Source organism: Paraburkholderia sp. GV068, from assembly GCF_003058125.1.
In the GTDB taxonomy this organism is placed as follows: domain Bacteria; phylum Pseudomonadota; class Gammaproteobacteria; order Burkholderiales; family Burkholderiaceae; genus Paraburkholderia; species Paraburkholderia graminis.
Map to the genome: position 1 here is coordinate 72691 of NZ_QBUB01000003.1, position 14393 is coordinate 87083.

Sequence of the window (14393 nt, forward strand, 5' to 3'; positions counted from 1 at the left end):
CAGGACGTTGTGCGTGCGAAATACGGGCGACTTGCGGCTGTGGTGCGTTTGACTTTGCAGCAAGCTCTTCACGCACGGTCGTTCGCGCATCGCGGCGCCGCATGCGCGATGATTCAATGCGGCGCAACATGCGCCGTATGCGGACCTCGTCACGCGCGGCCATCCTCTCCGGCGTATCGCCATCGGTGCATACCGCTTCATGCAGTTCACGTTGCCGTTTCAGTGCAGTTCGAGTTCCGCAGTAGCAGTTCATCACTTAACAGACCCTGGCTTCCCTGAGGAAACCCATCGTGACGTCTTCCGGATCGGCGCGCTCCGCCCGCCGCAACACTGCATCGCCCAACGCTTCCACTGCCGACGTCGACGCGTCGACGGCTTCCGCCTCGTCCGCCGCGGACGCACACGCCACGCAGCCGGCCAAAGCCAAACGCGCGACGGCTGGCGCGAAGCCTGCGAAAGCCGCGAAGGCCGCCACCGCCGCGAACGCCGCCAAAGCCATCAAGGCCGAGAAAACCTCCGTGCCCGTCAAAGCGGAAAAGACCGTGAAGACATCGAAGGCGGGCAAAGCGAGCGAGGCCGCCTCCGCGATGAAGAACGGCAAAGCGAACGCGAAGGCGAAGACGAAGAGCAAAGCCGAAGACAACGCGGCGAACCTGCAAGCCGTGTCCTCGGAAAGCATCGTCATCGCCGCGCCCAAAACGAACGGCCGCACGCGCGACGACAAGGATCATCCGCTCTTCCAGGACATCCGCTATCTCGGCCGCCTGCTCGGCGACGTGCTGCGCGAACAGGAAGGCGACGCGGTGTTCGACGTCGTCGAAACGATCCGGCAGACGGCCGTGCGTTTTCGTCGCGAGGACGACAACGCCGCCGCGCAAACGCTCGACAAGAAACTGCGCTCGCTGAGCCCTGAGCAAACGGTGAGCGTGGTGCGCGCGTTCAGCTACTTCTCGCACCTCGCGAATATCGCCGAGGACCGTCACCGCAACCGCCGCCATCGTATTCACGCGCTGGCGGGCTCGGCTCCGCAGCCGGGCAGCATCGCCTATGCGCTGGAGCGGCTCGTCGAAGCGGGCGCCGCGGCAACGCCGGTGTTGCAGCAGTTTTTCAACAACGCGCTGATCGTGCCCGTGCTCACCGCGCACCCGACTGAAGTGCAGCGCAAGAGCATTCTCGATGCGGAGCACGACGTCGCGCGCCTGCTCGCCGAACGCGACCAGCAGTTGACCGACCGCGAACGCGCGCAGAACGAAACGATGTTGCGCGCGCGCGTCACGTCGCTGTGGCAAACGCGCATGCTGCGCGACTCGCGGCTGACCGTCGCGGACGAAATCGAGAACGCGCTGTCGTACTACCGCGCGACCTTCCTCGAGGAAATTCCCGCGCTCTACGCCGATGTCGAAGAAGCGCTGAAGGAGCACGGTCTCGAAGCGCGCCTGCCGCCGTTCTTCCAGATGGGTAGCTGGATCGGCGGCGACCGCGACGGCAATCCGAACGTCACCGCCGAAACGCTCGAGCACGCGATCTCGCGCCAGGCCGAGGTCATCTTCGAACACTATCTGGAGCAGGTGCACAAGCTAGGCGCGGAATTGTCGGTGTCGAATCTGCTGGCCGGCGCAAGCGATGAACTCAAAGCGCTGGCGGAAAGCTCGCCGGACCGTTCGCCGCATCGCACGGACGAACCGTACCGGCGCGCGCTGATCGGCATGTACACGCGGCTCGCGGCAAGCGCGCGCGTGCGTCTCGGCGAAGGCAGCGTGCCGCTGCGCAGCGCGGGACGCGGCGCGGCGCCGATTCGCGCCACGCCTTATGATGACGCCGCCGAATTCGCGCGCGACCTGCATGTGCTGATCGATTCGCTCGCCGAACATCACGGTGCGCCGCTCGCCGCGCCGCGTCTCGCGCCGCTGGCGCGCGCGGCCGAAGTGTTCGGCTTCCACCTTGCGAGCATCGACTTGCGTCAGAGTTCGGACATCCACGAAGCAGTGATCGCGGAGCTGTTCAAGCGCGCGGGCGTCCACGACGACTACGCGGCGCTCGAAGAAAGCGAGAAGCTCGACGTGCTGCTCGCCGAACTCGCGCAGCCGCGTCCGTTGCGCCTGCCGTATGCCGACTACTCGGACCTCGTGAAAAGCGAACTCGGCGTGCTGGAGCAAGCCCGCGTCACGCGCGAGAAATTCGGCGCGCGCGCGGTGCGCAACTACATCATTTCGCACACGGAGACGGTCAGCGATCTCGTCGAAGTGATGCTGCTGCAAAAAGAAACCGGCCTGCTGCAAGGGCGGCTCGGTGACGCGAACGATCCGGCCAAAGCGGCGCTGATGGTGATTCCGCTCTTCGAGACGATTCCCGACTTGCGCAACGCGCCGCACATCATGCGCGATCTGCTTGCGCTGCCGGGCGTCGATTCGATCATCGAACATCAGGGCAACGAGCAGGAAGTGATGCTCGGCTATTCGGACAGCAACAAGGACGGCGGCTTTCTCACGTCGAACTGGGAGTTGTACCGCGCCGAACTCGCGCTCGTGTCGCTCTTTAACGAACGCGGCATCACGCTGCGCCTTTTCCACGGACGCGGCGGCACCGTCGGCCGCGGCGGCGGCCCGACCTATCAGGCGATTCTGTCGCAGCCGCCTGGCACCGTCGACGGCCAGATCCGTTTGACGGAGCAAGGCGAAGTGATCGCGAGCAAGTTCGGCAACCCGGACATCGGCCGGCGCAATCTGGAAACGGTAGTGGCGGCGACGCTCGAAGCGTCGCTGCTGCCGCACGGCAATGCGCCCGCCGAACTGCCTGCATTCGAGCAAACGATGCAGCAGTTGTCCGACGCGGCGATGGCGTCGTATCGTGCGCTCGTGTACGAAACGCCCGGCTTCAAGGAGTATTTCTTCGAGTCGACGCCGATCTCGGAGATCGCGGAGCTGAACATCGGCAGCCGTCCGGCGTCGCGCAAATTGCAAGACCCGAAGCAACGCAAGATCGAAGATTTGCGCGCGATTCCGTGGGGGTTTTCGTGGGGCCAATGCCGGCTGCTGCTGACGGGCTGGTACGGCTTCGGCAGCGCGGTCGCCGCCTTTCTCGACGGCGCGCCGAGCGACGCCGAACGTGGGCGCCGTCTTGCGCTGCTCAAGAAGATGCACAAGAGCTGGCCGTTCTTCTCGACGCTGCTGTCGAACATGGACATGGTGCTCGCCAAGACCGACCTCGCGGTGGCCTCGCGCTACGCGGCGCTCGTCTCCGACAAGAAGCTGCGCAAGCACGTGTTCGAGCGGATCGTCGCGGAATGGGAGCGCACCTCGAAGGTGTTGTCGGAGATCACCGGCAAGAGCGAGCGGCTCGCGGAAAATCCGCTGCTCGCGCGCTCGATCAAGAACCGTTTTCCGTATCTCGATCCGCTCAATCACTTGCAGGTGGAATTGCTCAAACGCCATCGCTCGGGCGATACCAACGCGCGCGTGCGGCGCGGGATTCATTTGACGATCAACGGGATTGCGGCGGGCTTGCGGAATACGGGTTAACGGTGTGCGGCGGCGTTTGAGAATTGGGAACGTTGCTGCCGTGCGGTTGAAATAAAGCCGGGCGTCGGCCGATTGCGGTCGCGTCCGGCTTTAGTTTTTTCAGCAAGCGGTCGTGCCGCGTTTAACTCGCGTCGATCATCAACGCGTCGAGCTTGAACGACCCATCTTCCTTCACGTCGAAATACTGCCGCACCTCATCCGGCGAACCGCGCCACAGCGACTGAATCGCCACGACGCGCGGCTCCGGCGTGCGCATGCGCGCGATCCACGAACTGAATTCGAGGTCGATACGCCAGCGCTCGCGAATCGACGCCTTGAAGCCCGCGGCTTCGAACATCGCGATCCATTCGTCCGCACGGTAATCGCGAATGTGCGAACCGTCGCGCAACAGTTCGATTGCCTGAATGTGCGTATCGAGCAGCGGATGATCGATGCCCGCAATGTCGATGAACAGCACCCTGCCGCCCGGCTTCAGCACGCGCCGCACTTCGGCAAGCGCGGGCGCCACGTCGTGCCAGTGATGCGCGCTCATGCGGCTCACGACCCAGTCGAAGGTGTGATCGCCGAACGGCAGTTTTTCGGCGGCGCCTTGCTGCGTGCGGATATTCGCGAGGCCGCGCTCCTTCGCCGCGCTTTCGACGATGGCGAGCATCGGCGCGGCAATGTCATACGCGACCACCTCTTGCGCATGCGGCGCGACGGCGAAGCTCGCGTGGCCCGCGCCGCAACCCATGTCCAGCACCGTCGCGCCCGGCGTCGCGGCGACCGCTTCGGCCAGCGTGCGCAGATCGGCGCCGGTGGCATGCGTCGGACTCGTCAAATAAGCGGCGGCGGTCGAGCCAAAGGCGTCGGCGACCTGATCGTGATGCTTCATGGATAGCTCCGTTGTCAGCGTGGGATGTCGTGTCGTGTGAATCCGCATGTAGCGCGCGGGCAGCGCGGCCTGCCGTTCGAGTCGCTACGCCGCTACAATAGAGCCCGCCGTGTACCGGTACAAGTTAAGCAATTATTCTGGTATCTATAACACCACCCCGCCACCCTCCTCACGCTCAGCAAGAACCGAATGACCCCGCCCTCTTCCGCCGACCAGCCGCCGCCGCTCGACGCCACGCCCGCCCGCGCGCTCGGCGACTTTATCCGCGCGCATCGCGAACGGCTGTCGCCGCAAGCGGTCGGCCTGCCGCCCGGCCCGCGCCGCCGCACGCCGGGCTTGCGCCGCGAGGAAGTCGCGCAACTGTGCGGCGTGAGTCCGACCTGGTACACGTGGATCGAGCAAGGCCGTCCGGTTTCCGCTTCCGCCGATGCGCTCGCGCGCATCGCCGTCGCGTTGCAACTGTCGCGCGCCGAGCGCGCGTATCTGTTCGAACTGGCGGCGCAGCGCGATCCGGCCGAACCCGATCCGGCCGCCGCCGACGCGCCCGCCACGCTGCTCGAAACCGTGCAACTGGTAAACGCGCCGGCCTACGTGCTGGACCGTCAATGGAATGCGCTGGCCTGGAACGAGCATGCGGCGGGGCTTTTTGTCGGCTGGCTCGACGGCGCGCACGACCGCAATCTGCTGCGCTACACGTTCACGGAAGCGGCGGCGCGCGAGCTGATCGTCGATTGGGAAACGCGCGCGCGGCGGCTTGCGGCTGAGTTTCGAGCGGATTCGATCCGTCATCTGAACGATGCGCCCACGCGCGCGCTGATCGATTCGCTGACCGCCGCAAGCGACGCGTTCGCGCGCTTCTGGGCGTCGCAGGACGTCGGCGGCCGCGAAGGTGGACGGCGCGAATTCAACCATCCGCGCGACGGGCGGCTCGTCTACGATCAGATCACGTTCAAGCCTGCGCATCGTGAGGATTTGAAGCTGGTGGTGCTGGTGCGGGAGTGAGCGGTTGTGGTTGCGTCGCGTTGCGTTGCGGGAGCTTCCGCTCGGATGAAATGGCAAGCGCCCGGCCGTTCGATCGTCGGCCAGGCCTCGCGCCAGTGTTAAAATCGCTGTCTTTCTTCGCTTCGGCGACGCTGCGCGCGGTCATGCCGCGTGCACTGCGCCGTCAGCCTTATCGCCGCTCGCTCAACCGCCAGGTAAGCCCCGACTAAGCGCCACTTTAACCGCCGCATAACTGCCCAACACCATGACGTCCCAACTGCACAAAAAAGGCGAAGCCTGGTCGGCTCGCTTCTCGGAGCCGATGTCGGAGCTCGTCAAACGCTACACGTCGTCGGTTTTCTTCGACAAGCGTCTGGCGCTCGTCGACATCGAAGGGTCGCTTGCGCACGCCTCGATGCTGGCCGCGCAAAAGATCATCGCCGCCGACGACCTCGCCGCGATCCAACGCGGCATGGCGCAGATCAAGGGCGAAATCGAGCGCGGCGAGTTCGAGTGGCAACTCGACCTGGAAGACGTCCACCTGAACATCGAGGCGCGTCTGACCGCTCTCATCGGCGACGCCGGCAAGCGCCTGCACACGGGCCGCTCGCGTAACGACCAGGTCGCGACCGACATCCGCCTGTGGCTGCGCGGCGAGATCGACCGCATCGGCGGATTGCTGACGGAACTGCGCACCGCGCTGCTCGACATGGCGGAGAAGAACGCGTCGACCATCATGCCCGGCTTCACGCACTTGCAGGTCGCGCAGCCGGTCACGTTCGGCCATCATCTGCTCGCCTACGTCGAAATGTTTTCGCGCGACGCCGAGCGCATGCTCGACTGCCGCAAGCGCGTGAACCGCCTGCCGCTCGGCGCGGCGGCGCTCGCGGGCACGAGCTATCCGATCGACCGTCACGCGGTCGCGAAAACGCTCGGCTTCGACGGCATCTGCGCGAACTCGCTCGACGCCGTCTCCGACCGCGACTTCGCGATCGAATTCACGGCGGCGTCGGCGCTCGTGATGACGCACATTTCGCGCTTCTCAGAAGAACTCGTGCTGTGGATGAGCCCGCGCGTCGGCTTCATCGATCTGGCCGACCGCTTCTGCACCGGTTCGTCGATCATGCCGCAGAAGAAGAACCCGGACGTCCCCGAACTCGCGCGCGGCAAGACCGGCCGCGTGAACGGCCATCTGATGGCGCTGCTCACGCTGATGAAAGGCCAGCCGCTCGCGTACAACAAGGACAATCAGGAAGACAAGGAACCGCTGTTCGATACCGTCGACACAGTGGCCGACACGCTGCGCATCTTCGCTGAAATGGTCGCGGGCATTTCAGTGAAGCCGCAAGCGATGCGCGACGCCGCGTTGCAAGGCTTCTCGACGGCAACCGATCTGGCCGACTATCTGGTCAAGCGCGGCCTGGCGTTTCGCGACGCGCACGAAGCCGTTGCGCTCGCCGTGCGGATCTGCGCGGATCGCGGCATCGACCTCGCAGACCTGACGCTCGATGAAATGCGCGCGGAGCTGCCGAACGTCGCGCATCTGATCGGCGACGACGTGTTCTCGTATCTCACGCTCGAAGGCTCGGTCGCGAGCCGCAATCATCCGGGCGGCACGGCGCCCGACCAGGTGCTGGTGGCGGTTCAGGCGGCACGGCAAGCGTTGAAGTAAAACGCGGAGCGCGCCGTTCTCCGGCGTGCAAATGCATGGCAGATCGCGAAGGCGAACTCGTTAGCGAGTTCGCCTTTTTTATGCGCGCGCGTGCGTGCTCAGCAAGGGCGAACGCGGATTGAAACCGCGCGGTTTTTGACTACCATCGAAACAGGTTCCGCTCTCTTTCGTGGTTCATCATGCTTACCCGCACGCGCTTCCTTCATCTTCTGACTGAATGCGGCGCTTGCCGCGGTTCGTCATCATGGCCAACGCGGCGCGGCACGGCGCTCGCGGCGTTGCTCGCGCTCGCCGCCGCCGGCTGCACGATCACGCCGCCGCCCCGCGCGGTCGTCCCGACGCCGCCCGCCGCGGTCAACAGCGCGACGCTCGATCAATACCGCGAGGCCGTCGCGCGGCGCATCGTCGAGCGCAATCCTTCGTATGTGCTGCGCGGCAAGCCTCAGGCGATGCTGCGCTCGCTCGTCGTGGTGTCGTTCACGGTCGACCGCAATGGACATGTGGTGGACTCGTCGGTGTATCGCACGAATGGCGACGACGAAGCCGAAGGCACCGCGCTCGCCAGCTTGCGGCGCGCGTCGCCGCTGCCCTTGCCGCCGGGCAAGCTGCTGAACGGCCGCGGCCAGCTCGAACTGTTCGAAGACTGGCTTTTCAACGACGACGGCAAGTTCCAGTTGCGCGAGCTCGCCTCGCCGCAGGCGCTGACCATCGACTGAACGCGGCCTGGCCGATCGGCCAGCCGCCTTGCTGCGCAAGCGCCGCGCTCGCTATAATTTTCCGATTCCCGCGCCGGAGCACTCCGGCACGGCTCAGGCCGCCTGCTCATCCGCGGGCGTGCTAGCTGCCGATCCTGGCGGCGCCGCGCCATCCGCGCGCGCCGTGCAAGCGCTTTGTGCTTGATGTCGTGGCGTGCTGTGGCGTGTGTTGCACGCGGCGCGGCGCGAGCCTCTATCATCGACACGAGCGCGCCACCACCTCAACAAAGATGCCGACTGATCTTGCCGCTGTCCGCGACTGACCGCGGTCGACCGCGCCGCTACCAGGCGCACGCAAGCCGGCATCACGAAACATGGAGACCCTGCATGTCCACATCGCCGATTTCCGCGGCCAAGCCCAATGCGGCCGGGCAGACCAACAGCGCGCGGATCATCTTCGCGAGCTTCATCGGCACCGCGATCGAGTTCTACGATTTCTATGTCTATGCGACCGCCGCGGCGCTCGTCATCGGCCCGGTGTTTTTCCCGCACGGCTCGGCGACGGCGCAGGCGTTGTCCGCCTTCGTCACGTTCGGCATTGCCTTCGTCGCGAGGCCAATCGGCTCGTTCCTGTTCGGGCATTTCGGCGACCGCATCGGCCGCAAGTCGACGCTCGTCGCCTCGCTGCTCGTGATGGGCGTGTCCACGACGCTGATCGGCTTCGTGCCGGGCTACGACTCGATCGGCAGCCTTGCGCCGATCCTGCTGTGCATCTTGCGCTTTGGCCAGGGCATCGGCCTCGGCGGAGAATGGGGCGGCGCGGCGCTGCTCGCCACCGAAAACGCGCCGGCCGGCAAGCGCGGCTGGTTCGGCATGTTCCCGCAACTCGGGCCGTCGATCGGCTTTCTCGCGTCCAATGGCCTCTTCTTCGCGCTCGCGATGTCGCTCACCGACGAGCAGTTCCGTAGCTGGGGCTGGCGCGTGCCGTTCCTCGTCAGCGCGGTGCTGGTCGCGCTCGGCCTTTACGTGCGTCTGAAGATCGCCGAGACGCCGGCCTTCCAGGCCGCCATCGAACGGCAGGAGCGCGTGAAGGTGCCGATCGCCACGCTGCTGTCGCGGCATTGGCTGCCCACGTTGCTCGGCGCGCTCGCGATGGTGGTCTGCTACACGCTGTTCTACAACGCGACGACGTTCTCGCTGTCGTATGGCGTGTCGGTGCTGCACATTCCGCGGCAGACGTTCCTCGGGCTGCTGTGCGTCGCCGTCGTGTTCATGGCGCTCGCCACGCCGCTGTCGGCATGGGCAAGCGACCGCTATGGCCGCAAGCCGGTGCTGATCGTCGGCATCGTCGCGGCTGTGCTGTCGGGCTTTACGATGGCGCCGCTTCTCGGCAGCGGACAAACGTCGCTCGTGCTGCTGTTCCTCGTGATCGAACTGTTCCTGATGGGCGTGACCTTCGCGCCGATGGGCGCGCTCCTGCCCGAGCTTTTCCCGACCAACGTGCGTTATACCGGCGCGGGCGTGTCGTATAACCTCGGCGGGATTCTGGGCGCGTCGGTGGCGCCGTATATCGCGCAAATGCTGGCCGCGCGCGGCGGCTTGCCGTGGGTCGGCGCGTATGTGTCGATTGCCGCGGCCGTCAGCATGATCGGCGTGCTGTGCATGCGCGAAACGCGCGACTCCCGGATGATGTGACGCGAGCGGTCCGCGAAGCGGCGCGCTTGAGCGGCTGATCGCTCAGGCGGCTGCCTCGCGGCGCTTTGCCTCGCTTCGCTGGGTGGTTCCTCTGTCTTGCGCGTCTTTTTGACTTGCCTATACTCGAATTCAAATAACTCCATCGCAAGCAGGGAGGCCCGCATGAATTTCCATCTTCACAATGCGGATGTCGTGATGATCATCGCGCTCGCGCTTCTGTGTTCGTTGCTGCTCGCGCTGCGCTTCAAGCCGGCCAGTTGGAAAGGCATTGTCGTCGAGGCGCTGGCGGCGAACGCGGCTGCCATTACGGCCGTGCTCGCGTTCGAAATGCTAATTGCCTGACGGTCCGCCGCGCTCTTGCCTGAGGGTGCTTCGCGACGGGCCGCCCGTTGAGTCGGCTCAACTGTCTTAGCGGTAGTAATAGCCGTGATGGTGGTAATAGCCGCCACCGCCACCACCACCGCCGTAGTAATAGCCCGGCGCCGGAGCGACGATGCAGCCGCCCAGCATGCTTGCGAGCACGGTGCCGGCGATCAGGGTGAGGATCAAGCGTTTCATGTCGTTCTCCGTCGAATCAGATTATTCGAGCTCAAGCCCCGAATGACTCGATTGAACACGACGCGCGCCTGCTTGAACGTTGCCAGTTGTAAGGGAAGATCACGCCGGTGTTACAGGTTCGCCGACGCCGGCGGGCTTTGCGAAGCGCTTTCCACCAAGCGCCGACATTCTCGAAACAACCGACGAAAACACCGCCTATACTGACTTGCATGTGCCAAGCGCCGACGCCGCCTTGCAGGCGTTGCGCCGCGGCGTGGCAAAGATGAGAGCGAGCCCGCCGCCACACGGCTGGCAACCGGCCCATGTGGGCGCATTGGTGGCACAAACCGGCACGAACCGGCGCGAGCCCCACGCGCAACCGGCGTGACGGCCAACGAAAAGCGACAGATTTAACAACCGTGTAATGCGGCAACACGGCGTGTAATCCGCATCCTCTTCGCCCGACGTTCCCCGACGCGGGCGTTTCAGGGCGTCACGTGACAGGGCCGGTTCGCATAGGCACTCTGCGCGTGACGCCCTTTTCTTTTGAGCAAACGATTGCGCGGCCAAAGCCAACCGCGCTCAAGCCGCCGCCGAGCCCTGCTGTGCGGCGAGAGTCTGCGTTGGCCGCGAATGGAATAGTCTTTGCTGAACCGGGGAAAGGCCGTCCAGCGGATTAACAACGGCGTCCTGCAGCGCTCGCCTTACAACATGCCTTTTCACTCTATTTCAGCAGGCTTTCATACGTTTTAGAGCCATCCGCGGGCTTTATACTTTCCCCTTTGCTTCCCAGATACTCATGCCACGAGCGCAACCTTTTCTTTCTTCCGGGATTCTGCGTCGAGGCAAGCGCCTTTGGCGTCAATACGGCATTTTCTGGCTCGGCGCGATCGCGGTCGGATTCGTCGCGGTGCTTTACGCGCGGCTGATCGACTGGGGTTATGACGAATTCCGCGCGGTGCAGCGCGAGCATGTGTGGGCGCCGCTCATCATCACGCCCGCCGTGGCCGCGCTCGCCGTGTGGCTGACGCGCAAGTTTTTCCGCGGCGCCGAGGGTAGCGGCATCCCGCAGGTGATCGCCACGCTTCATGCGAAGCCCGGCGAATATGGCGCGCGGCTGCTGTCGTTTCGCATCCTGCTCGGCAAGATCGCCGTGTCGTTTCTGGCGATTCTCGGCGGCTTCACGATCGGCCGCGAAGGTCCGACGGTGCAAGTGGGCGCGGCGCTCATGTTCAATCTGCGCAGGCTTTATCCGCGCTCGAATGCGCTGATCGAGCGGCAACTGGTGCTGGCCGGCGCGGCAGCGGGTTTGTCGGCGGCTTTCAACACGCCGCTTGCGGGCATCGTGTTCGCCATCGAGGAACTGACGCGCAGTTTCGAAGCGCGCGCGAGCGGCGTGCTGATTACGGCGATCATCATCGCCGGCGTGATCGCGCTCGGCCTGAACGGCAACTACACGTACTTCGGCACGATTCAGATCGGCGCGCACTTTCCGAATCTGCTCGCGCTCGCGGTGCTGCTGACGGCCATCGTCACCGGCATTGCGGGCGGCGTGTTCGGCTGGCTGCTGCTGAACACCGCGCGCTGGATTCCCGCGCCGCTGCGCCGGCTGCACGGCGAGCGGCCCGTCGTGTTTGCGGCGTTGTGCGGCCTGGTAATAGCGGTGGTCGGCATCGTGTCGGGCGGCACCACGTTCGGCAGCGGCTACGCGGAAGCGCGCGGCCTGCTCGACGGACATGAACAGCTCTCCGTGTTCTATCCGTTTCTCAAGATGATCTCGATGGTCGGCTCGTACCTGCCCGGCATCCCGGGCGGGATCTTCGCGCCGTCGCTGTCGATCGGCGCGGGCTTCGGCAATCTGCTGCACATGGTGTTCGGCTCGATGCAACTGCCGATGCTGATCGCGCTTGCGATGGTCGGCTATCTCGCGGCCGTCACGCAATCGCCGATCACGTCGTTTGTCATCGTGATGGAGATGATCAACGGTCACGCGCTCGTGATTTCGCTGATGGCGACCGCGCTGATCGCGAGCCGCGTGTCGCGCATGTTCGCCCCAGCGCTTTACGAAGCGCTCTCCGAGCGCTATCTGGCGCCGCTGCCACGTCCGGCGCCCGCTCCGGTGCCGGAAGTGCCGGAAGTCGATGCGCCGGAGGCGGCGGAGGCGAGCGCTGCTGAATCTTCCGGTGAGGCGCCGGGGAATGCGCCGGCTGATGTGTCGGCTGATGCGTCGACTAATGCACCCAGTGAGGCGCCCGGCAAACACACCCACTAAAGACGGCTCGGCCACGAATCGTCGGTAAGCGGCGTTCGCGCGTCGCTTCATTCGCGACGCGCGTCGACATGCGCGCCGCCAGAAAATCCTGTCACGCCACGCAAAGACCGACGACCCGATCGGCCCCCCGCACCACGCGTCTGCCGCCAGGAATTCAGCGATCCCGAGATTGACGCCACCGCCGCGCCCTACCACCTTCGCGCAATCTCCATCTTGATCCAGAGCAACCAAAGTCTGTCGCCAGCTAACAAGCTGACGTCGCGTCCTCACGTCCGCTCGTCAGAAACACGACCCCTTAGACGCCCGCTTGCAAGTTTGCAAACTATGCACTGACTTTTAGGACTGGTCCGATAAATCAGTCTACCTAATTACTTAATAATCTGTCCGCCCTTACGGGAAGCTTAGCGACTCAACCTCGGGATTCGGCAGCCAAGACCGAAAAATCGCCGGCGCCGGCGCGTGTTCCGGTTCGGTGCGCTATGTGTCGTTCATCAACCTACCTCGGTCAACACCCTGGAGTACATCTCAATGAAAAAAATCGCATTCCCCCTGATCGTCGCGGCAATGGGTCTCGTTGCTTCAGCAGCGCACGCTGCACCTGCCAGCAACGGCGGCGTCCTGACCATCACCGGCCAGTTGACGGCGAACACCTGCACGGTGAGCGGCAATGGTCAGGGCAACAACTTCGCGGTCACGCTGCCGACGCTGTCTGCCGCGACGCTGTCCGCCGCGGGTTCGACGGCAGGCTCGACGGGTTTTAACATCGCTCTGAGCGCCTGCACGCCGTCGACGGGCACCGTCCACACGTTCTGGGAATACGGCGCGAACACGCTGGCCGACGGCAACCTGCGCAACAACGGCACCGCCGCGAACGTGGAAGTGCAACTGGTCGACTACAACGGCACGCAAAAGGTCCTCGACGTCAGCAAGGCCGACGGCGCGCAGAACGCACAAACCGCCACGATCACGGGCGGCAGCGCAAACCTGCAATATGCGGCGCAATACGTGTCCCCGGCCGGCGGCGCCACCGCTGGCAGCGTGACGACCAATGTCACGTACTCGATGATCTATCAGTAATCAACATGCTCTGAACGACAACTTCGCGTTACGTCGTTTTTTAGTATGACTAAGCACATGCGGCGTTATCCGCGCCGCGTGTCGCTACAGCCGATGAGGCCTGTATGCGATTGCTTATCTGTCCTTTCAGGCATTGACTCGCTGTGGGAGCGCCGATGTCCTGGCGCGCGGCGCCGCGCAATCTTCGCGGCGCCATTTCACCGAAGTCCGTTTTTCAGGTTGAGCGTTATGAATATCCGCAAACTCCTTGGCAGCGCAATGACCGCTAGCGTGCTCGCACTGGGCGCACTGCTGCCCTTCTCGGCGCATGCTTCTGTCGTCATTGCCGGTACGCGTGTCGTCTATAACGCGACGGACAGCGAAGTCACGCTGAAGCTCTCGAATGTCGGTAAGTCCCCCGCCCTTGCGCAGGTGTGGCTCGACAAGGGCGACCCGAAAGTCGACCCGAGCAAACTCGACCTCCCGTTCGTGCTGACGCCGCCGCTGGCTCGCATCGATCCGGACAAGTCGCAGACCCTCCGCATTGCCTATACCGGTGAAGCGATGCCTAGCGACCGCGAAACCCTTCTGTGGTTCAACTTGCTGGAAGTCCCACCCAAGCCCGCAGCGGCAGAGGTTGGAGCGAACTATGTGCAGCTCGCGTTCCGTTCGCGCCTGAAATTCTTCTTCCGGCCGGCCGGCCTGCAAGGCAAGGCCGACGACGCACCGGCCAAGCTCGTATGGCGCCTCGGCACGCATGACGGCAAGCCGGCCCTGCTGGTCTCGAATCCCACGCCGTTTCACGTCACGATCATCGAGGCCCTCGTCGGCGAAGGCCCGAATCCGGCGAAGTTCGACGAAGGCGGCATGGTCGATCCTGGCGGCGAGCTTGCACTGCCGCTGTCGGCTACCCCTGCTGCCGGCAAGGTCTCATTCACGACGCTCAACGACTACGGCGGTCCCATGAAACACGAGGCGACGCTGCAATAAAGCCGTGGCCTGCCAGAGCGCGGGTGAAACGGATCGACGCTGCGAAGGAATCCGAACTTTCGTCAGCCGGACGGGGTGCGTCGGGTCGAAATGACCCTGGCGC

At 64.6% G+C, this 14393-nt stretch carries 11 protein-coding genes; 9 read left to right on the forward strand and 2 right to left on the reverse strand.

The genetic code is table 11. From position 1 onward, the window contains the following. The first annotated feature begins 290 nt into the window (after positions 1-290). Positions 291-3518 carry a phosphoenolpyruvate carboxylase gene (ppc, locus tag C8K18_RS07990; RefSeq protein WP_107707183.1) on the forward strand — a complete coding sequence of 1076 codons (3228 nt, stop codon included), beginning with the start codon at positions 291-293 and terminating at the stop codon, positions 3516-3518. 121 nt (positions 3519-3639) lie between these two features. Here ppc and C8K18_RS07995 read toward each other — a convergent pair whose 3' ends face one another. Further along, complete coding sequence (locus C8K18_RS07995) at positions 3640-4392, reverse strand: class I SAM-dependent methyltransferase (RefSeq protein WP_006048476.1); 753 nt, start codon at positions 4390-4392, stop codon at positions 3640-3642. Positions 4393-4581: 189 nt separating this feature from the next. Here C8K18_RS07995 and C8K18_RS08000 point away from each other — a divergent pair, with 189 nt between their 5' ends. The 5 genes from C8K18_RS08000 (at position 4582) to C8K18_RS08020 (ending at position 9777) form a co-directional block, all read left to right on the forward strand. Beyond that, positions 4582-5394, forward strand: coding sequence for a helix-turn-helix transcriptional regulator (locus tag C8K18_RS08000; protein ID WP_107707184.1), 813 nt, complete (start codon positions 4582-4584; stop codon positions 5392-5394). 244 nt (positions 5395-5638) lie between these two features. Continuing rightward, the gene (argH, locus tag C8K18_RS08005; RefSeq protein WP_107707185.1) at positions 5639-7045 is read left to right on the forward strand and encodes an argininosuccinate lyase; all 1407 of its coding nucleotides are present in this window, start codon (positions 5639-5641) and stop codon (positions 7043-7045) included. Between the two features lie 179 nt (positions 7046-7224). Further along, complete coding sequence (locus tag C8K18_RS08010) at positions 7225-7761, forward strand: energy transducer TonB (protein ID WP_006048479.1); 537 nt, start codon at positions 7225-7227, stop codon at positions 7759-7761. 366 nt (positions 7762-8127) lie between these two features. Further along, positions 8128-9435: an MFS transporter gene (locus C8K18_RS08015; protein WP_029971900.1), complete on the forward strand. Its 1308-nt coding sequence runs from the start codon at positions 8128-8130 to the stop codon at positions 9433-9435. 162 nt (positions 9436-9597) lie between these two features. Next, on the forward strand, positions 9598-9777 hold the full coding sequence (locus C8K18_RS08020; protein WP_006048481.1) for a hypothetical protein: 180 nt from the start codon (positions 9598-9600) through the stop codon (positions 9775-9777). A 66-nt stretch (positions 9778-9843) separates the two neighbouring features. Here the strand turns inward: C8K18_RS08020 and C8K18_RS33245 are convergent, their stop codons facing one another. Next, on the reverse strand, positions 9844-9993 hold the full coding sequence (locus tag C8K18_RS33245) for a hypothetical protein (RefSeq protein ID WP_165919805.1): 150 nt from the start codon (positions 9991-9993) through the stop codon (positions 9844-9846). Positions 9994-10771: 778 nt separating this feature from the next. On the opposite strand from C8K18_RS33245, the gene C8K18_RS08025 reads away from it, so the two are divergent. From C8K18_RS08025 to C8K18_RS08035, 3 genes are all read left to right on the forward strand, one after another. Beyond that, entirely contained in the window at positions 10772-12244 is a 1473-nt protein-coding gene (locus C8K18_RS08025) for a chloride channel protein (protein WP_107707186.1), read from the forward strand. A 528-nt stretch (positions 12245-12772) separates the two neighbouring features. Then, a complete protein-coding gene (locus C8K18_RS08030) occupies positions 12773-13321 on the forward strand; it encodes a fimbrial protein (protein ID WP_029971898.1) in 549 nt (182 codons plus the stop codon). Between the two features lie 228 nt (positions 13322-13549). Then, on the forward strand, positions 13550-14290 hold the full coding sequence (locus C8K18_RS08035) for a fimbria/pilus periplasmic chaperone (protein ID WP_107707187.1): 741 nt from the start codon (positions 13550-13552) through the stop codon (positions 14288-14290). The last annotated feature ends 103 nt before the right edge of the window (positions 14291-14393 follow it).